This window comes from Methylocaldum sp. 14B (assembly GCF_002005105.1).
In the GTDB taxonomy this organism is placed as follows: domain Bacteria; phylum Pseudomonadota; class Gammaproteobacteria; order Methylococcales; family Methylococcaceae; genus Methylocaldum.
Genome location: NZ_MSCV01000005.1, coordinates 77336 through 95501 on the forward strand (window position 1 = coordinate 77336; position 18166 = coordinate 95501).

Consider the following 18166-nt stretch of genomic DNA (forward strand, 5'->3'; position numbering starts at 1 on the left):
GGAAGCGGAACAAATGCCGAGCCTTGCAATCTAGCAGATTATGGCGGCATGAAAATTTTTTGATGCAAGGCGCTTCTGCTCTGATCCATTTCCGCAACATGGGGCGCTTTGCCGCATTCGTTTCACTCAGGACACTAGGTCGGTCAGGAGGACTCATGAGAACCCACATGCTTTGCTTCGCGTTCGCGGCGATGATTGCATTTGCGTCCGCGGCGAACAGTGAGAACAACGGATCGAGTAACGACAATCAGCTCCCCGAGTCGCTGGAGCAGAAGGTCCGGAATCTCCGGACCGACCTGGAGGCGAAAGGCTACGAGGTCGCTCGGGGAGCCTGGAACCTGTTCAGGATCGAAGACTGCAAGTTCGCGCTCGAGACCATCGGAAACTGCCTCGGCAACAACCCGGCGGCGCCCTATCTCATCCCTTCCGTTCCGCTCTGGCCGGACGAGTTCGTGGACCAGAACATGAGGGATTTGCTCGGGCCGACGCCGGGCGACACCTGGTGGACGTACCGCCTCGATGAGCGCGAGGCGCTGGTCGTGCTGGCGCAGCTTCCGCCGCCCGGAAGGTACTTCGGGATACAGACGTACATCTTTACGCGCGAAGGGGAGATCGACACCACGGATGAAATCTACCAGTCCGTGGCCGATGATCCTTTCATGCAGAGCATCCTCTTCATGATGTCGCCGAATCCGTCCCGTGCGCTGGTGTTCTCCAGCATCGGCAACAGCAACAACAACGTCGTCATCGAGCGGCAATCCGACGCGGCGTTCAACCAGCAGCGCTTCTTCATCATCACACCGGACGCGGTGATGGAGCGTGCGCTCACCGAGGCGCTGCTGCGGGCGGGCGTACCGGATCGCAACCAGGTGTTCGTCGAGCCCGTGTCGACGGACCTCGGCCGGCTGGGGTTCGGCTCAAAGGCGGACGACCTGATGACCGTGATGCGTTATTCGCTGCCGGAAGACGAGGCGGCCGGCGATGAGTGGCGCCAGAAGCGCCCGCTCGCCATTCTCCGCGTGAGGGACACGAACACGGCGCGTCCGACCGAGCCCTACCCAAAACCTGTCCGGGACGAGAGGATCGCCAAGTCCGAGCTCGGGTTCGAGGGTAATGTCGAGAATCTGGTCGAGGCGGTCAAGCAGCACTGGGGACAGCCCGACGCCAAGGACGGGCCGTTCGAAAGCCTGCTGCTCAAGGTGGACCTTATCGGCGAGCATTGCGTCCGGCGCCCCATGAACTGCCTCGGCGATACCCAGGACGCAGACTACCAGATCAGCCCGACGGAGAGCATCGACTCGGGCGAAGTCCTCGCCGTCGCGGGCACCCTCGGCACCGCCACCGGCAACGCCACGTACACGAGTCTGGCGCCCAACCGGATCCCGGCTCTGGTGGGCGTCACGAACGTCTCGGATCCCGATCTCAAGGGGAGCGCGTCCGCCTTCTCGGAGACGGTCGGCAACACCGACAAGCTCTACGTCTACTACTTCGCACGCGACTGCGGGAACCTTCCGAATTGCCGCGAAATCACCGAGGAAATGGTCCCCCCAGGCGACGCAATCAAAATCATTCAGCGGAACTACGTCGTGCCGGGGTCGACCCGAGGTCCTGACCCCAAGCAGCTCGTGAACCCGACGCTCATCGTCTTCGACGGGGCGAAACGGCCGTCGAGCCGTTAAAGGGGCCTCTGAGCAAGCGGATTCCGTTCATGACCCTTCGACAGGCTCAGGACAGGCCTGTCGAAGGACTTAATCCGAGCTTCCTTAAGGACAACAGGATGGTCGGTCAGGAGGACTTATGAGAACCCACACGCTTTACTTCACGCTCGCGGCGATGATCGGATTTGCGTCCGCGGCGAACGGCTGGAACAACGGTTCGAGCAACGACAATCAGCTCCCCGAGTCGCTGGAGCGGAAGGTCCAGAATCTTCAAGCCGACCTCGAGGCGAAAGGCTACGAGGTCACACGCGGCTTCTGGGACCTGTTCACGATCGAGGATTGCCAGTTCACGATCGCCGTGATTGGAAACTGCCTCGGGAACAATCCGGCGTCACCGTACGTTATTCCCGCCGTTCCGCTCTGGCCGGACGAGTTCGTGGACGAACACATCAAGGATCTGCTCGGGCCGACGCCGGACGACACCTGGTGGACATACCGCCTCGATGAGCGCGAGGCGCTGGTCGTGCTGGCGCAGCTTCCGCCGCCCGCGAAATACTTCGGGATGCACACCTACGTTTTCACGCGCGAAGGGCGCATCGACCCCGCGAATATAGTCTTCCAGTCGGTCACAGACCCCTTCCTGGGGGAACTGCTCTTCGCCCCGTCGCCGAACCCTTCCCGCTCGGTGATGTCCGCGACCTTCGGCAACAGCATTAATAACGTCGTCATCGAGCGGCAGTCCGGCGCGGCCTTTAACCAGCAGCGCTTCTTCATCGTCACGCCGGACGCGGTGATGGAGCGGGAAGTGACCGAGGCGCTCCTGCGGGCGGGCGTCCCCGATCGCAATCAGGTGTTTACTACCCCCGTGTCAACGGAGATTTTCCGAGCAGGGCTCGGGCCCGAGGCGGACGACCTGTGGATCACGATCCGCTATACGCGTCCGGAGGACGAGGAGGCGGGTGATGAGTGGCGTCGGCAGCTTCCCCTGGCCGTGCTCCGGGTGAGGGACACGAACACGGCGCGTCCGACCGAACCCTATCCCAAACCCGATTACGATGAGCGGACCGCCCGCTCCGAGCTGGGGCTCCAAAGTGACTTTGCGGCTCTGATCGAGGCGGTCAAGAAGCACTGGGGGCAGACTTCCGCCCCCGAACAGCCGTTCCAGGCTCTGGAACTGACCGTGGATCTCGTCGGGCAACACTGCCTCGAACGCCCCATGAACTGCCTCGGCGATAACCAGGACGAAGACTGGCGGCTCAGTCCTCGTTCGAGCATCGATTCGGGCCAGGTGCTGGCCGTCGTGGGGACTCTCAAAACGGCTACGGGAAACGCGACGTACTCGGCCATCGCACTCAATCGTTCGTCGGTTCTCCAGGGCATCGGGAACGTTTTCGACGAAGATCTCGCGGGGAGCGCGTCGGCGTTTTCTGGAACGGTCGACAACACCGACCGGTTTTACGTCCAGTACTTCGCGCGCGACTGCTCGGGGCTCTCCCACTGCTTTGAAATCACGGAGGAGATGATTCCGAAAGGCGAGACAGTCGCGTTCATCGAGCGGAACTACGTTGTTCCGGGTACGGCCCGCGGCGCCGATTCCAGGCAGACGCTGACACCATTGGTCATCATCTTCGATGGCAAGGCACGGCCGTCGAGCCGCTGAGGAAGTGTGCCGCTGCGAGCGCCCGCGGAAACGCAGAAAGGCCCCGTGGACGCTTGTGGCTGCAAGATGCCCATACACGGAGGTAAACCATGCGTCCCAACGACCTCAAGGAAGCTCTGATTAAGTCCTTCGACAGGCTCAGGACAGGCTTGTCGAGCCACGAACGGAATCCACTTGATCAGAGCTTCCTCAAGCACCGAGGCATCGTCGCCGCGGCATTCGCCGCCTTGTTGCTCGTATCCTCGCCCGGCGTCCGGGCACTCACGATCGCCCTCAGCGACGACGACGGCTGGGATGCTATCGGGATCCAAGCCGCCAAGCGGGCGCTGGCGGCCGCCGGTCACACCGTGATCCTCGCCGGCCCGCTCAATGAGCAAAGCGGCAGCAGTGCGGCGATCAACCTGACTGACCTCCGGATTACCAAGCGACGCGACGACGAGGGCGCGCTCGAGTATTCCGTTGCGATCGGCGACGGGGCGGAAGGAGCCGAACCGGCGACCAGCGCGCTCGTTGCCATGGACATCGCCCGGCAAAGCACCGGCCGGTTGCCCGACTTGCTGGTGTCCGGCATCAACGTGGGCGCCAATATCGGCGCCGCCACCCAGTTTTCGGGTACGGTCGGTGCCGCCATTGCCGCGCTATCCCCCATGCTCAACGGCGCTGTCCCCGCCATCGCGATCAGCACCGATCCGTTGTGCGGCGAGTCCACACCGGATTGCAAGACAGCGAACGAGGCCCATTTCGCGCAGGTGGCGGACTTTCTCGTTGCCGTCATTGCCCGCCTCGAACGCAAGGCCGGCTCTCTGGAGGGCGAAAAGAGCCTGCTGCCACGGGGGATAGGTCTCAACATCAACTACCCGCCGTTACCCGAGCCCGCCGGCGTCGTCGTTACGCGGCAGGGTCGCATGGTCACCTTTGCGGACGATCTGGTGGTGAGCTATGGCGCCGATACGGTCACCATCAACATCGGCTGTCGTGAGCCCTGCGCCGATGTACCGGTCGGAACCACGCTCCGGGGCGGGATCACGAAGATTGTTCCCGACGAGACGCCCGAGATCCCCGGCGCCGACACCACGTGGTATGCGCGAGGGTACATCACCATCGTGCCGATCACGCCCGACTATACGGCTGACGCGCCGAGTGCCTTCTCTCTCGGGATAGATATCAAGGATGGCCTTGGCAGGCGATAGACGGTGATTTCAACGGGCTCAGCATTTGTAGGTCGGCAATCCTTTGCCGACGAAAACGTTGGCCCAACTGTGCACCGTCGGGAAGGGCGGCTTCGGCGCTCCAATCGCAAACGGTCATCCCAGGACGGCCGTTTGCGATTGGAAGGGGCGTCCTGGCGCTCCCAGGACGGCCGTTTGCGATTGGAAGGGTCGCGACTAAAGCGACCGTTTGCGATTGGAAGGGTGGCTTCGGCGCTCCCGGAGACACCGTTTGCGATTGGAAAGGATTCCCGACCTACTCGCGAGTGCCCGTACAGCAGGTATGAAAATGGTCTAGACGGTGATCCCGACGAGAACGGTTCTTTAAATGTTGGAATGTGAAGACTGACCGCGATAGATGCCTATCCCACATCTTTGGCTTGCCTGCCGAATTGGGCAGCTTTGGGATGTGTAAAATGACCATATTTGACACACATCGGAATCAGGCATGCGAACCAATATCGTCATCGATGACGAGCTAATGAACGAAGCTCTGAAATCCACCGGCCTTTAAAACCAAACGGGAGGTGGTAGAGCTTGGATTCAAGACACTCGTCCGCTTGAAAAACAGGAACAGATCAAAGCGTTCAAAGGAAAGCTCAAATGGGAAGGCGACCTTGACGCTATGAGAACCGACGGGTGATCGTGGTCGATTCCAGCGTCTGGATCGATTATTTCAACGGCAGCGACACGCCCCAAACCGCCATACTCGACGAACTGCTCGGCGTGGAACCGCTGGCCATCGGCGGCTTGATTCTAACCGAGGTCTTGCAGGGCTTCCGCAAAGATGGCGATTTCCGAACGGCTAAGTGGTTGCTGATGTCGCTAACCGTCTATGAGTTGCTCGGCACCGAACAGGTACTCAAAAAACGGGGCATCACCATTCGCAAAACCGCCGACGTCATCATCGCTACATTTTGCATAGATAAACGGACACGCCCTGCTGTTTTCCGATCGAGATTTCGTTTCGTTTGTCGAGCACTCGGGATTGCGAACGGTCGGGAGATACGGGGTCGAATAGCTGGGGCGTATTGAAGTCGGAAGCAAATAACAAAAGCCTAACCCTTTCACTGCCCGAACGATGGGTTGGATACCTTTTCAACTATGGTTGGCTTCGGCATGGAGCTTAAGCCCGAGGGCGCTAATGACCTTGAGGATGGTATCGAAACCTGGGCTACGTTCGCCGGAGAGAGCCTTGTAGAGGCTTTCCCGAGAAAGTCCCGCATCCCGAGCAACTTGCGCCATACCTTTGGCACGGGCGATGTCGCCAAGGGCCTTTGCGATGAAGGCGGCGTCTCCGTTCGCTTCTTGCAGACAAGCTTCAAGGTAGGCGGCCATTTCCTCTGGGGTTCTGAGGTGTTCAGCAACGTCATAGCGAGTGGTAGTAGTCTTGGCCATAGCAATTACTCCGAAAGATTACGAGCGAGACGCAATGCGGCCTTGATGTCCTTGGCTTGGGTGCTCTTATCACCACCGGCCAAGAGAATGATGAGCTCTCGCCCCCGCTTTTTGAAATAGACCCGGTAACCGGGACCGTAGTTAATCCGCAACTCCGACACACCTTCGCCGACGGGCTCAACGTCGCCAGAGTTACCGGCGGCGAGCCGTTCAATTCTGGCTTGAACACGCGCTCTCGCTTGGATGTCTCGCAGGCCATCGAGCCACTGAGCGAAGACGTCTGTCTTGCGGATTTCGATCATGGGCTAACCGTAGCCGCTCGGCTACATAATGTCAATGGCGCGAGGACACCGCTGCAAGATGCCCAACGTCTAGCTAAGCGGCGCACCGGACAACAGAACCTGAGCAAAGCGCCGGAGCCGAATGTAAAGCAATACCTGTAAACGGCCTGCGTCCCGGCGGGTCGCGCTTTAATGCAAATTAAGCGCTTTGCGGTAAGACGTTCAATAAGAAGATGGCGGCCGCTAGGCGACCGAAGACGTGAACGAGGAGCCCCCGAGAGGAGTGGACCTCGCTGGCCGCATCGATACCGGTTTTCTCCTGAATCCAGTTAAGGAAGCTCTGATTAAGTCCGTCGACAGGCCTGTCCTGAGCTAAGTCGAAAGGCATGAACGGAATCCACTTGTTCAGAGCTTCCTACAGTGAACGCCTGGATGAGTGCCGATCTCCGACATAGTGTAAGCGCCGGATAGATAGGCCCGCGCCAATGCCTCATTCCTGTCCGGATAGCGTTGCCGATAGTCGTCAAGGGGCAGGGCGATAAACCGCCGATGCGCTTTGGAGCCCGGAGTTCTTCGGGCTTTTGTTCTGCCGGTATCGCTCGACGAACGCATTATCGCCCAATAGCAATTGATGGTGGGTCTGATCCAGTGGACTGGGCAGCCCTCTGCCGTCCATTACGAATCGACGGCAGGACTTGATCGCGCTCTTGCGTTCCCGCCCAAACTGGCTGAGCAGCCAACCCGTATCAAGTAGGTGTCCTTCTGAACCAATATCGCCTTATAGCGCCCCTGAAGTCGGTGTCCGACCATCCCATAGTGCTGAAATGTTGGAATGTGAGATCTGACCCCGGTGTGCCCTCCTTCAACGGCATCGACACGCCCCAAACTGCCATACTCGACGAACTGCTCGGCGTGGAACTGCTGGCGATCGGCGACTTGATCCAACCGAGGTCTTGCAAGGATTTCGCCAGGATGGCATTTCCGAACGGCTAAACGGTTGCTGATGTCGCTAACCGTTTATGACTTGCTCGGCACCGAACAGGCGCACAAAAACGTGGAGAATTATCGGGCACTCAGAAAACGGGGCATCACCACCCGCAAAACCGCCGACGTCATCATCGCTACATTCCGCATCGAAAAGGGACACGCCCAGCTGTTTTCCGATCGGGACTTCATTCCGTTTGTCGAGCACCTGGGATTGCGAACCGTCGGGGGATACGGGGTGGAATAGTCGGGGCGTGTTGGAATCGAAAGTAAACAACAAAAGCCTGACCCCTTCGTGACCCCTTCGCGGCAGGGTCGCACGGTCACCTTTGCGGACGATCTGGTGGTGAGCTATGGCGCCGATACGGTCACCATCAACATCGGCTGTCGTGAGCCCTGCGCCGATGTACCGGTCGGAACCACGCTCCGGGGCGGGATCACGAAGATTGTCCCCGACGAAACGCCCGAGGTGCCCGGCGCCGACACCACGTGGTATGCGCGAGGGTACATCACCATCGTGCCGATCACGCCCGACTATACGGCTGACGCGCCGAGTGCCTTCTCTCTCGGGATAGATATCAAGGATGGCCTTGGTAGGCGATAGACGGTGATTTCAACGGGCTCAGCATTTGTAGGTCGGCAATCCTTTGCCGACGAACCCGTTGGCCCAACGGCACCGTCGGGAAAGGATTCCCAACCTACTCGCGAGTGCCCGTACAGTAGGTATGAAAGTACTCTAAGAGTGGTATTGGGAGACGATCGACGGCGATTTCTGTTCCTTGCATGGGGAAAAAGGGCAGTTCTTTGATGTCGGAATGTGAGAGCTGGCCCCTTTCATTTGGCACTTCGATGACAACCATACCAATCCGGTGAAGCACGGGTAGTTTTTCGCGTCGCCGATTGGCTGTAGTCCAGGTTCCATCGTTAGGACCACGCCGTCACCACTGATATCCCGATCATTTGGCGGGCGATACCCGCCCGACCTGACTATTTGACGCCGACAGTCTCCGAGCTCTACGATAGCGATGCATGCATTGCATACACGGAGCCCATCATGGCTAGTCTCACCATTCGCAATCTCGATGAATCCATCAAGGCAGGCTTGCGTTTGCGCGCGGCCATCCATGGCCACTCAATGGAAGAGGAAGTGCGGCAAATCCTCAGACAGGCGGTGCAAGCTTCGCCCGCCGAAACCGGCCTGGGACTCCGCATCCATAGTCGGTTTGCTGCGATTGGCGGGGTTGATCTGCCATTGCCGGAACGGACATATATCCGCCCGCCGCCGGACTTTAAGGACAAAGGCGAACCATGATCCTACTGGACACCAACGTAATCTCGGAGTTGATGAAAGCGCAGCCCGATGCGCACGTTCTCGGCTGGCTGGACAGGCAATCACGGGGCGACATCTTTACCAGCGCCATCACCCAGGCCGAAATCGAATTGGGCATAGCCTTGCTGCCCAAAGGCAGACGCCGGGATGCGCTCGCAAATGCGGCACATGCAATGTTTACCGAAGACTTTGCAGGAGCCGTCCTCCCTTTTGACGAACGCGCCGCCGGACATTACGCGATACTTGTGGCACATCGTACCCGCATCGGTCGCCCAATTACGGTTGAAGACGCGCAAATCGCGGCAATTGCCGTGAATCACAGTTTGGTATTGGCAACCAGAAACCTGAAAGACTTCCAGGAAATAACGGAAATTAAGTTGATCGATCCCTGGCAACCAGAAGCATCGTAGCGGGTTAGCTCGTGTAGGGCGCATTAGGTTTAGCGTAATGCACCGAATGGAGATTCCCATGCGGCGGAATACGCAAGTACGCTATTCCGCCCTACACGGGCTACACGAGTTCAACCCTGAGCTACCGAACTCCGCTGGAACTCGAACAACAGTGGCAAACAGCAGCCTGACTTTTTGTCCGGAAAACTCTTGCCATATCAAACCGTTGGACGACGCGGGTCGGAATAGCTGGGGCGTATTGAAATCGAAAGCAAAGAACGAAAGCCTGACCCCAATGCCTATGTTGATATTGTTGGATATCTAATGCGACCATGAGCGAAGCGTTCGTTGTAGAAGGCTTTTAAATCTAATGGCGCATCGTGAAGATAGTCCGGATACGCAGTCCGCACAACGCTATAGAGGAAAACCACTGTGTCAAAGGCAATAGTTAACTTTGGAATCTGCATTCGTCGCTCAGCATCAAGGTGAGCCACAAATTTATCTCGATACGTCTGCATTTCCTTATAACATGCGTCGAAATCTCCTTCTGTGATCCCAATATCCGCGTAAAGAGAAGACATGAAAGTTTCAGATTTAGGTACGACTTTCGTCCAATAATGTTTTCCTTTTGTGTCAGTAAAAAGTTTGCACCATTCAAGAACGGCGATATCTAGAAAATTGCTGTTCGCATTCACCCAAAAATCGTCGTTGGAAACAAAGTTCTTACCCATCCATCCTGCACGATAATAAGCAATGTTTCTTGTGCAGTGGAAACACAATTGACCGACACCTCGTACACGATCACATTCGTTCATCTTCTAGTACCTTGGCGACACAGTTAATATTTAAGTAAACCTGCAGCAGAAGCGGCAAAACAAAGAGCGCCGCTCGCATTTGTTATCTGAGTAATGACGCCTTTTTGTTATTGGCTAATATTTTTTTCTCAACCCCACAGATTTATGTATTTCCTTGTCGCCTCTAATGATAAAAACGTCCGCTTCTTTTCCTTCATACTTGGATAGCGCCTTTTGGTAGCTGTCCCCATCAAATACTTCAATATCTCCGATTTGTTTCAGCACGTCATCTTTCAGGATATCAGCATCGAACGCTGGTGAGCCTTTTATCACTGCTTGAATCAGAACGCCTTTGTTACTCCCGATTTGCTTTTTTATTTCCGGGGTAAGTTCCTGTATATGAACACCAAATATTGGACGCTTCATTTTGATCCAATAAGTCGCCAAGTAGTCTGATCTATGCACAGTATATGGAATATACGTCGTTTTGGTTCCATAAGTCGTCGTATATGCGGTTCCAGAATACGAGGCGTAACCACCAGGACCATAAGCGCTGCCAAGCATTGATGTTGATGAGGTAGTGGTATCAGGAAGCGCCAATGGCATCGACCCGGGCACAGATCCCGTATATTGGGAATACAGAATTACTACAGCTGCACTAATTTTCTTTGCCTGCGCGATTGCGTCGCTTTCATTCACATCGCCTGCATTGAACGACGAATAGCCAATTAGTCTGTAATTGTCCTCAAGCATTCTCAATGTATCCTGCTCCGGATGATTACCGCGAAAAAACTGAGGCTTGCCGGTGGGGAGTTCTACTGCAGGCGCCTTGGAGAGATCAACACCCCCAGTATTATCGTGGTAGAACTCGGCAAAAGGGGTTGAACATCCTTGAAGTAAAACTAAGAGCACCGAGACTGCGATTGAATTTTTAACCATTAGAGTCCCCCTTCCGAGCATGACTTCAATTTGAATAAGGTAAGCCAAAGCCTCTACCCTATTTTGTTATGGTTCGATTTCCTTACCCTAAAGGTGTGGTGTGAGAATTCAAGTCTTATAACACTATTAGTATTGAATTCTCACACTACGCCCCTCATCCCTGCATGAATGATCGGGGTAAGGCTTGTGTTTCTTGCTTCCGATTAGGCTATTCCTTTTCGGCAAGAAAATCTTACCCGGGCGACTTACCCGTGATGAGACAGATCTTCTTGATAAGCTCGTCAATAGATACCGCTACTCCGGTATCAATCATCAGCATATCGCGCTGCTCTTCCTCGGTCAGAACATCATGCGCCGCGAGCTGATAGTCGAGCACCGCCGGGTTGGCTTCGGAAGGGTCACGCCCGAGCAGGGCGCGGGATTCGATGCGGCTTTTCAATGTGGCGATCGGTGCCTGGCAGTCGAGGATCAGGAATGATGCGCCGAGCCGTTCGGCCAGCATTTTCTGGCTTTCCCGCTGGTCGTGTTTTAGAAACGTGGCGTCGACGATAGCGGAGAGGCCGGATTTCAGGATCTCTTCGGCGGTATCCAGCAGATAGCTATAGGTTCTGCGCGTCATGTCGGCGGTGTAGATGCCGGCGTCGAGGGTCGATGCGGTGTTGGCGTGTTCGGCGAAGCCGGCCAGGCGTTTTCGTTCCAGGTCGGAGCGCAGGCGTATGGCCGGGAGGCGTTCGGCGATTTGGCCCGCGATGTGGGATTTGCCGCTGCCGGAAAAACCGTGGGTGATGAGCAATGCCGGTTTTTGAGGCCGGATGAGGCCGGATGCGTAATCGAGATAGCGCCGGTACAGGTCCAATAACTCCTGCTGCTTCGCGGTGTCGCCGGTAGAGGCGCGGGTCAGTTGGGCGATCTTGGCCCGAACCATGGCGCGGTAGACGCGGTAATAATGGAAGAGCGAGAGACCACGGTAGTCTCCGGTAACTTCCAGGTAGCGGTTTAGAAGCCGGAAAGCCAAATCCCGCTTGCCTTTGACTTCCAGATCCATGACCAGAAAGGCCAGCTCACTCATCACATCGATCCAGCGCAAGTCTTCGCTGAATTCGATGCAGTCGAACGGCGTGGGCTCGTCGCCGATGAGCACGATATTGCCGAGGTGGAGGTCGCCGTGGCATTCGCGAACGAAGCCGGCGGCTTTTCGGGCGAGCATGGTCTCCCGGCAGCGCGAATACGCCTCGGACGTCCAGGCGCGCACGGCTTCCAGCTTGGCGACGTCGACCGGATCGTCCTGCAAGGGCTCGATGTGGGTGAAATTATGTTCGGCGGCGTCGTAGATGTGTTCCGGGAGTCCGTGGGCGTCTTCGATGGTGCTGCGATTTACGCTTGCGTGGAATCGGGCCAGCGTCTCGGCCAGTTTGTCCATGTGTTCGGCCGACAGGCGATCGTCCTGACACAGACGATCGAATAGTGCCGCTTCGTCGAAGCGGCGCATCTTGATGGCGAATTCGATGGGGGCGCCGCTGCCGCCGATTCGCGGGTTTTGGGGATCTCCGGCGATGGGGACGACGGCCAGATACAAGTCCGGGGCGAGCCGGCGATTGAGGCGGAGTTCCTCTTCGCAAAACAGGCGGCGCTTGTCCTGGGTGGAGAAGTCGAGGAAGCCGAAATCCACCGGCTTTTTGATTTTGTAGGCGTATGGACCGGTCAGCAAAACCCAGGAGATATGGGTCTCCCGGATTTCGATAGCTTCCGTGGGATGATCGTAGGCGGCGGGGTTCCGCAGCGCCGAGATCAGTTCGGGATAGCGGGCGTCATCCATGCGGTTCCATCCGTAAACGGCCGTTGATCACTCTGAGTTGCCGTTCGCCCTGAAGGAGCGCTTCCAGTTCCGCCCCTGCCATCGCCTTGCGCCAGCCCTGAAGCAGTTTCGATTGCTCCGGGTCATCCATCAGTTGTTCCAGGTCCTTGCGGCCCGCGAGCACCGCCGGGTTCAGGGTGTGCTGGGCGGCCCGAAGACGCACCACCGCGGTCAATACGTCGAGCAACGCTTCCTGTTCGGGCGTCTTTTTGGCCTGCCGCGGCCTGAGAGAAACCGCCGGCGGCGGACGATGTTTCGCCTCGTCGATGATCCGGCACAATTGGCTGCCGTAACGCTTGAGCGTCCGTTCCTCCAGTCCCCGGATCAGCTTGAACTTGTCGGCATTCGTCGGCTGAAGCCGTGCGAGATCGAACAAAACCTCGTCCTTGACCAGCCAGCTGCGTGGAATATCCTGCTGGCGCGCGTTGTCCTCGCGCCAGGCCGCGAGCGCCTGCAGCACGGCGAGCTGGGACGCATTCAGCTGATAATGTCCGCTGATACGCTGCCAGGCTTGATCGGACGCATTCTCGTAAAGCTTCGGATCGAGCAGGGCGCCGAAATCGCCTTCCGGCCAGTCCAGGCGGCCCAAGGCTTCCAGTCGCTGGCACAGTTTCAGGTAAGCGGTTCCGAGATGGATGACGTCGTCGGCCGCATAGCGCAATTGCGCATCGGCCAGGGGCCGGAGCGACCAGTCGGTGCGCGCATGTCCTTTGCCCAAGGTTATTCCGAGCAGTTCCGAAATCAGTCCGGCATAGCTGATTTGTTCGGGCAAGCCGATCAGGGGAGCCGCGATCTGGGTATCGAAGATCGGTGTCGGCAAACGTCCCCACAAATGAAAGAAGATTTCCAAATCTTGTCGCCCGGCATGAAAAACCTTGGTGATGGCCGGATCGAACAGTAAATCCGCTACCGGCTCCAAGGATTCGAGCGCGAGCGGATCGATGCAGGCGACCTTGTCGGCGGTCGCGATCTGGAGCAGGCAGAATTTGGGAAAGTAGGTTTTCTCGCGCAGGAACTCGGTGTCCACGGCGAGCCATGGAGAGTTCTTGACGGCACGGCAGAAATCTTGGAGTTGGCTGGGCGAATCGATATAGCTGATTTGGGAGAGAGGCGTCATGTCGAAGAGAGTGCTTTTTCGAGTCATAAAGTTATTATATGGCTTAGGGACGAAGAATACGCTCCCGCCGATGATCCGAGGTGGCGCATGAAGGTATTGGTGAGTGTAAAGCGCGTGGTGGATTACAACGTGCGCATCCAGGTGAAGCCGGACGGCTCGGGCGTCATGCTGGATGGGGTGAAGATGAGCATGAATCCCTTCGACGAGATCGCCCTGGAAGAGGCGATTCGCCTTAAGGAGGCCGGCAAGGCGACGCAAATCGTGGCCGTTTCGATCGGGCCGCAGGCGGTCCAGGAGCAGCTGCGGAGCGCTTTGGCGCTCGGTGCGGACCGAGCGATTCATATACCCCTGGATGCGGCGCCTCAACCCGTCAACGCCGCACGCGCCCTGGCCGAGCTCGCCCGACGCGAAAATCCCGAGTTGATTCTCATGGGCAAGCAGGCCATCGACGACGACTGCAACCAAACCCCGCAGATGCTGGCGGCTCTGCTCGGCTGGCCCCAGGCCACCTTCGCGTCCAAGATCGAATTGGCCGATAAAACCGCGACCGTTGCCCGCGAGGTGGATGCCGGGCTCGAATTTCTGTTGGTCGATCTGCCGGCGGTGATTTCCGCCGACCTTCGCCTCAATATTCCCCGTTATCCCAAGTTGCCGGACATCATGAAGGCGCGCCGCCTGCCGATCGAAACGGTTACGCCGGAAGACCTGGGCGTCGAGTTCGTACCGGAGGCCAGGCTGCTCAAAGTCGCGCCGCCGCCAAAGCGCCAGGCCGGCCGGAAAGTGGTTTCGGTCGACGAGCTGGTGGCGGCGCTGCGCGAGCGAGGGCTGTTGTCATGAGCAAGGTATTGGTTATTGCCGAGCACGACGGCGAAACCTTGAATCTTTCGACTTCGAGAACCGTGGCCTGCGCGCTGGCTCTCGGACCTGAGGCGGTCGATGTGGCGGTGTTCGCCGAGGCGGAGAACAAACCTGCTGAAGCCGCGGCCCGGCTGAATGGCGTGACCCGTGTGTTGCTGGTCGAACATGCCGCCAACCGTAACCCAGTGGCGGCGGTTCTGGCGCCGCAAGTTTCCGCGCTGGCCAAGGACTACACCCATGTGCTGGCGCCGGCGACCACCTTCGGCAAGGATGTTCTGCCACGCGCGGCGGCGCTGCTCGGTGTTCCGCAAGTCAGCGACATCATGCGGGTGCTCGGCCGAAATGTCTTCGAGCGGCCGATTTATGCCGGCAACGCGCTGGAAACGATCGAAACGCCGCCGGGCATCGTCGTCGCGACCGTGCGTACGGCTTCGTTCAAGGCGGTTGCCGAGACAGGATCGGCGCCTGTGGAAAAAATCAGCCTCGATTTCGACTGCCCGACCCACACGCGTTTTCTCCGGGTCGAAGGTTCGTCCGGCGGGCGTCCCGATCTCCAGTCGGCCCGCGTGGTGGTGTCCGGCGGGCGCGGCCTGGCAAGCAAGGAAAACTTCGACTTGATCTACGCCCTGGCGGATCGGCTGGGCGCTGCGGTCGGCGCTTCCCGCGCGGCGGTGGATGCCGGATTCGTTCCGAACGACTTGCAGGTGGGGCAGACCGGCAAGATCATCGCGCCGGAGCTTTATCTCGCCTTCGGTATTTCGGGCGCGATACAGCATCTGGCGGGAATCAAGGATGCGGGGACCATCGTCGCCGTCAATAAGGACCCCGATGCGCCAATCTTCGAAGTGGCGGATATCGGCCTGGTGGGCGACTTGTTCGAGGTGCTGCCGGCATTGGCCGATGCTCTGCCCAAGGATAAATCGTGAATCGGGAGAGTCTGGAGTTCGATGTCGTCATCGTGGGGGCCGGCCCCGCGGGACTGTCCGCCGCCTGCCGATTGATGCAGCTGGCCAATGAAGCCGGAAAGTCGCTCCGGGTCTGCGTCGTCGAAAAGGGTGCGGAGGTCGGCGCCCACATCATTTCCGGCGCCGTGTTCGAGCCGACCGCCCTGAACGAACTTTTCCCGGACTGGAAAGGGCAGGGCGCGCCCGTCACCGTGGCCGTCGAACACGATGAATTGCATTACCTCCTTAGCGAAAAGCGCTCGTTCAAAGCGCCCGGCTTTCTGATGCCGAAGCCGATGCGTAACGAGGGCAATTACGTGATCAGCCTGGGCCGCTTGTGCCGATGGCTGGCGGAACGGGCCGAAGCCCTTGGAGCGGAGATATTCACCGGATTTGCCGCGGCCGATGTGCTTTATGACGATAAAGGCGCGGTAGCCGGCGTCGTCACGGGCGACATGGGCATTGCCAGGGACGGTTCGAAGAAGCCGAACTATCAGCCGGGCGTGGAGCTGCGCGCGCCCTACACGATTTTTGCCGAAGGCTGCCGCGGGCATTTGGGCAAGCGGCTGATGGAGCGCTTCGAATTGCGGCGGGACGTCGATCCGCAGCATTACGGCATCGGCATCAAGGAAATCTGGCGCATCGATCCGTCGCGTCATCGGCCCGGATGGGTCGTTCACACCTTAGGCTGGCCTTTGGACAACGAAACCGAAGGTGGCGGCTTCGTTTACCACGGCGAGGACGGATTGGTTTCGCTCGGTTTGATTGTGGCCTTGAATTACCGTAATCCTTATTTGAATCCTTTCAGCGAAATGCAGCGCTGGAAGCACCATCCGGTGGTGCGCCGGTTCCTCGAAGGCGGAACCCGGATCGGCTACGGCGCCCGCGCGGTGAACAAGGGCGGCTGGCAGTCGGTGCCGAAGCTGTCTTTTCCGGGCGGCGTGATGGCGGGTTGCGATGCCGGTTTTCTCAACCCGGTGAAGATCAAGGGCAATCATACCGCCATGAAGACCGGCATGCTGGCGGCGGAGGCGGTGTTCGAGGCGCTGGAAACGGGCGGAATTCCGGATATGGGCGGCCGTTATCGCCAATCGTGGGTCGATCAGGAGCTGTTCCGGGGCCGGAACTTCGGTCCCGCGTTGGCGAAATTCGGAACGCTTGTTGGAAGCGCGTTCATTTGGATCGATCAGAATGTTTTCCGGGGAAAGCTGCCGTTTACCCTGCACAATCGCGTTCCGGATCACGCCTCGTTGGATCGAGCCGCGGACAGTCGTAAGATCGATTATTCGAAGCCCGACGGCGTGCTGAGCTTCGATAGACTATCCTCGGTCTATCTATCCAACACCAATCACGAGGAAGACCAGCCCTGCCATCTCGTTCTGACCGATCCGGCCATCCCGATCGAGCGGAATCTGCCGCTGTACGACGAGCCGGCGCAGCGTTATTGCCCGGCGGCGGTTTATGAAATCGTGGAGGCGCCGGGACAGCCGGCCCGATTCCAGATCAACGCGCAGAACTGCGTTCACTGCAAAGTGTGCGACATCAAGGATCCGGCACAGAACATCAACTGGGTGCCTCCAGAAGGGGGCGGGGGACCGAACTACGTAAACATGTGAAAGCAAGGTCGTTCTGTGTGTCGAAGTCGGGAGAGTTATAGGGTAGCAGGACGCTGTTGAATAAAATCTTGGTACCGGTTGTTCTCCAAGCCTGGCTAAATCGCGAACGCACGCTTCTGATCGAAAGTTGCAAATATGTCCGGGTGGCGGATACTCAGCTGTTAAACTAGATTACCGGGAAGTAAAGTTTGATTGACTTTCGCTCCAAATCTTGGCAAATGTCAGAAAGTTTTACAAGTGTGCCAAAATTGTTGCGCATGCGATCAAAAGTTGCCAAGAAATCAATTTATTAGGGTGATCGGCGCGTAAGTTGCATTAGAGTTTTTAACAATCGGAAATTTGCACTAACAATGGCTAAAGATATGCTTCATGAAGAACAGTCTGAGTTGCGGTCATCAACGCAGCAAAAGGAAATTGATCAAACGCGGCGCAATTTGACGAGAATTGGTCTGACCACGCCTGTCCTGATGAGCTTTTCTGGTTATTCGCCGTTGGCTAATGCTTGTGCCACTCCATCCCGGCATGCATCTGGAAACACCAGTCCCCAAACAGAGGAGCCGGTTTATTCCTGCAATGGAAAACCGCCTTCCTATTTGGTGATGTGTGCTTCGTTCGGTTCATGGCCTCTAGGTGGATTGGATGCACCGCAACTGCAGATACAAGACGGCAGTGGAAATCCGATCGGCTGTACCGGGGGCGGTGTCCCTTCGTTTGACACATTTTTTTCATCGGACTCGAATCCTCCCGCTTCAAAGATATCCAGTTTTGGTACAACCGTGGATGTGTATGTTGGCGCCACTACTACTTTTATACCAGTTTTACCAACAAACGGTGCCGGGACTGTAGATCAAACTCGGCTTGCGTCTGTATGGGAACTTTTGGCGTTTCCGGAAAAGCAGCCCGATCCGCAAGCCGCCCAGTTCGCCCAATTCATTATTGCGGCGATTTATAACGCAAATGCCGATTCGAAGTATCCAGTTTCGGTAGATCAAGCAAAAGAGATGTTTGCGAAAGGTCCTTTAACGGAGTATCAGCCCACGAATGGTGTTAAATGGGGAGTAACGGAAATCATTTTTTATCTACAAAGCACCATGGGGTTTGTCTAAAAATTAGCTGGCTTTGGTATAAATTGCTT

The 18166-nt window shown here is 57.6% G+C and carries 20 protein-coding genes; 14 read left to right on the forward strand and 6 right to left on the reverse strand.

The window, feature by feature from the left end:
- Positions 1–155 precede the first annotated feature (155 nt).
- From B2A78_RS05055 to B2A78_RS05075, 5 genes are all read left to right on the forward strand, one after another.
- Positions 156–1679 carry a hypothetical protein gene (locus B2A78_RS05055; protein WP_143735068.1) on the forward strand — a complete coding sequence of 508 codons (1524 nt, stop codon included), beginning with the start codon at positions 156–158 and terminating at the stop codon, positions 1677–1679.
- A 118-nt stretch (positions 1680–1797) separates the two neighbouring features.
- Positions 1798–3318, forward strand: coding sequence for a hypothetical protein (locus B2A78_RS05060; protein WP_077728823.1), 1521 nt, complete (start codon positions 1798–1800; stop codon positions 3316–3318).
- Positions 3319–3407: 89 nt separating this feature from the next.
- Positions 3408–4508: a 5'/3'-nucleotidase SurE gene (locus B2A78_RS05065; RefSeq protein WP_077728824.1), complete on the forward strand. Its 1101-nt coding sequence runs from the start codon at positions 3408–3410 to the stop codon at positions 4506–4508.
- 466 nt (positions 4509–4974) lie between these two features.
- Positions 4975–5040, forward strand: a complete 66-nt coding sequence (locus B2A78_RS26500) for a type II toxin-antitoxin system VapB family antitoxin (RefSeq protein ID WP_240502414.1) — start codon at positions 4975–4977, stop codon at positions 5038–5040.
- A gap of 125 nt (positions 5041–5165) precedes the next feature.
- Positions 5166–5561 carry a VapC toxin family PIN domain ribonuclease gene (locus B2A78_RS05075; protein WP_240502404.1) on the forward strand — a complete coding sequence of 132 codons (396 nt, stop codon included), beginning with the start codon at positions 5166–5168 and terminating at the stop codon, positions 5559–5561.
- A gap of 63 nt (positions 5562–5624) precedes the next feature.
- On the opposite strand, the gene B2A78_RS05080 is transcribed toward B2A78_RS05075, so the two are convergent.
- Positions 5625–5924, reverse strand: coding sequence for an addiction module antidote protein (locus B2A78_RS05080; protein ID WP_077728825.1), 300 nt, complete (start codon positions 5922–5924; stop codon positions 5625–5627).
- A 5-nt stretch (positions 5925–5929) separates the two neighbouring features.
- A complete protein-coding gene (locus B2A78_RS05085) occupies positions 5930–6226 on the reverse strand; it encodes a type II toxin-antitoxin system RelE/ParE family toxin (RefSeq protein WP_077728826.1) in 297 nt (98 codons plus the stop codon).
- Between the two features lie 813 nt (positions 6227–7039).
- Here B2A78_RS05085 and B2A78_RS26505 point away from each other — a divergent pair.
- The 5 genes from B2A78_RS26505 to B2A78_RS05110 all read left to right on the forward strand — a co-directional run bounded on the left by B2A78_RS26505 (position 7040) and on the right by B2A78_RS05110 (position 8929).
- Positions 7040–7198: a hypothetical protein gene (locus B2A78_RS26505; RefSeq protein WP_240502405.1), complete on the forward strand. Its 159-nt coding sequence runs from the start codon at positions 7040–7042 to the stop codon at positions 7196–7198.
- A 10-nt stretch (positions 7199–7208) separates the two neighbouring features.
- Complete coding sequence (locus B2A78_RS26510) at positions 7209–7436, forward strand: twitching motility protein PilT (protein ID WP_119631954.1); 228 nt, start codon at positions 7209–7211, stop codon at positions 7434–7436.
- 96 nt (positions 7437–7532) lie between these two features.
- On the forward strand, positions 7533–7793 hold the full coding sequence (locus B2A78_RS05100; RefSeq protein ID WP_143735069.1) for a hypothetical protein: 261 nt from the start codon (positions 7533–7535) through the stop codon (positions 7791–7793).
- Positions 7794–8243: 450 nt separating this feature from the next.
- Positions 8244–8501 (forward strand): plasmid stabilization protein, encoded by a 258-nt coding sequence (locus B2A78_RS05105; RefSeq protein ID WP_077728829.1) that lies wholly within the window; start codon positions 8244–8246, stop codon positions 8499–8501.
- Positions 8498–8929 carry a type II toxin-antitoxin system VapC family toxin gene (locus tag B2A78_RS05110; RefSeq protein ID WP_077728830.1) on the forward strand — a complete coding sequence of 144 codons (432 nt, stop codon included), beginning with the start codon at positions 8498–8500 and terminating at the stop codon, positions 8927–8929. Before B2A78_RS05105 ends, B2A78_RS05110 begins: the two co-directional genes overlap by 4 nt.
- A gap of 278 nt (positions 8930–9207) precedes the next feature.
- Here B2A78_RS05110 and B2A78_RS05115 read toward each other — a convergent pair whose 3' ends face one another.
- The 4 genes from B2A78_RS05115 to rnd form a co-directional block, all read right to left on the reverse strand.
- Positions 9208–9639 (reverse strand): hypothetical protein, encoded by a 432-nt coding sequence (locus tag B2A78_RS05115; protein WP_077728831.1) that lies wholly within the window; start codon positions 9637–9639, stop codon positions 9208–9210.
- Positions 9640–9837: 198 nt separating this feature from the next.
- Positions 9838–10641 carry a PDZ domain-containing protein gene (locus tag B2A78_RS05120; protein ID WP_168175348.1) on the reverse strand — a complete coding sequence of 268 codons (804 nt, stop codon included), beginning with the start codon at positions 10639–10641 and terminating at the stop codon, positions 9838–9840.
- A gap of 232 nt (positions 10642–10873) precedes the next feature.
- Positions 10874–12457: a bifunctional aminoglycoside phosphotransferase/ATP-binding protein gene (locus B2A78_RS05125; protein WP_077728833.1), complete on the reverse strand. Its 1584-nt coding sequence runs from the start codon at positions 12455–12457 to the stop codon at positions 10874–10876.
- Positions 12450–13640, reverse strand: coding sequence for a ribonuclease D (rnd, locus tag B2A78_RS05130; protein ID WP_240502406.1), 1191 nt, complete (start codon positions 13638–13640; stop codon positions 12450–12452). Before rnd ends, B2A78_RS05125 begins: the two co-directional genes overlap by 8 nt.
- A 60-nt stretch (positions 13641–13700) precedes the next feature.
- Between rnd and B2A78_RS05135 the strand changes: the two genes are divergently transcribed.
- From B2A78_RS05135 to B2A78_RS25555, 4 genes are all read left to right on the forward strand, one after another.
- A complete protein-coding gene (locus B2A78_RS05135; protein WP_077728835.1) occupies positions 13701–14450 on the forward strand; it encodes an electron transfer flavoprotein subunit beta/FixA family protein in 750 nt (249 codons plus the stop codon).
- Complete coding sequence (locus B2A78_RS05140) at positions 14447–15397, forward strand: FAD-binding protein (RefSeq protein ID WP_077728836.1); 951 nt, start codon at positions 14447–14449, stop codon at positions 15395–15397. The genes B2A78_RS05135 and B2A78_RS05140 overlap by 4 nt, the downstream gene beginning before the upstream one ends.
- Positions 15394–17031 (forward strand): electron transfer flavoprotein-ubiquinone oxidoreductase, encoded by a 1638-nt coding sequence (locus B2A78_RS05145; RefSeq protein ID WP_077728837.1) that lies wholly within the window; start codon positions 15394–15396, stop codon positions 17029–17031. Before B2A78_RS05140 ends, B2A78_RS05145 begins: the two co-directional genes overlap by 4 nt.
- Before the next feature lie 350 nt (positions 17032–17381).
- Positions 17382–18137 carry a hypothetical protein gene (locus B2A78_RS25555; RefSeq protein ID WP_143735070.1) on the forward strand — a complete coding sequence of 252 codons (756 nt, stop codon included), beginning with the start codon at positions 17382–17384 and terminating at the stop codon, positions 18135–18137.
- The last annotated feature ends 29 nt before the right edge of the window (positions 18138–18166 follow it).

What these genes read in the sequence shown, in the direction of transcription:
- B2A78_RS05125 (WP_077728833.1), bottom strand. Translation starts at nt 12,457, where the DNA reads ATGGATGACGCCCGCTATCCCGAACTGATCTCGGCGCTGCGGAACCCC.
- B2A78_RS05140 (WP_077728836.1), top strand. Translation starts at nt 14,447, where the DNA reads ATGAGCAAGGTATTGGTTATTGCCGAGCACGACGGCGAAACCTTGAAT.
- B2A78_RS05060 (WP_077728823.1), top strand. Translation starts at nt 1,798, where the DNA reads ATGAGAACCCACACGCTTTACTTCACGCTCGCGGCGATGATCGGATTT.
- B2A78_RS26510 (WP_119631954.1), top strand. Translation starts at nt 7,209, where the DNA reads ATGTCGCTAACCGTTTATGACTTGCTCGGCACCGAACAGGCGCACAAA.
- B2A78_RS05105 (WP_077728829.1), top strand. Translation starts at nt 8,244, where the DNA reads ATGGCTAGTCTCACCATTCGCAATCTCGATGAATCCATCAAGGCAGGC.
- B2A78_RS05085 (WP_077728826.1), bottom strand. Translation starts at nt 6,226, where the DNA reads ATGATCGAAATCCGCAAGACAGACGTCTTCGCTCAGTGGCTCGATGGC.
- rnd (WP_240502406.1), bottom strand. Translation starts at nt 13,640, where the DNA reads ATGACTCGAAAAAGCACTCTCTTCGACATGACGCCTCTCTCCCAAATC.
- B2A78_RS05110 (WP_077728830.1), top strand. Translation starts at nt 8,498, where the DNA reads ATGATCCTACTGGACACCAACGTAATCTCGGAGTTGATGAAAGCGCAG.
- B2A78_RS25555 (WP_143735070.1), top strand. Translation starts at nt 17,382, where the DNA reads ATGGCTAAAGATATGCTTCATGAAGAACAGTCTGAGTTGCGGTCATCA.
- B2A78_RS05115 (WP_077728831.1), bottom strand. Translation starts at nt 9,639, where the DNA reads ATGGGTAAGAACTTTGTTTCCAACGACGATTTTTGGGTGAATGCGAAC.
- B2A78_RS05135 (WP_077728835.1), top strand. Translation starts at nt 13,701, where the DNA reads ATGAAGGTATTGGTGAGTGTAAAGCGCGTGGTGGATTACAACGTGCGC.
- B2A78_RS05080 (WP_077728825.1), bottom strand. Translation starts at nt 5,924, where the DNA reads ATGGCCAAGACTACTACCACTCGCTATGACGTTGCTGAACACCTCAGA.
- B2A78_RS05120 (WP_168175348.1), bottom strand. Translation starts at nt 10,641, where the DNA reads ATGGTTAAAAATTCAATCGCAGTCTCGGTGCTCTTAGTTTTACTTCAA.
- B2A78_RS05065 (WP_077728824.1), top strand. Translation starts at nt 3,408, where the DNA reads ATGCGTCCCAACGACCTCAAGGAAGCTCTGATTAAGTCCTTCGACAGG.
- B2A78_RS05055 (WP_143735068.1), top strand. Translation starts at nt 156, where the DNA reads ATGAGAACCCACATGCTTTGCTTCGCGTTCGCGGCGATGATTGCATTT.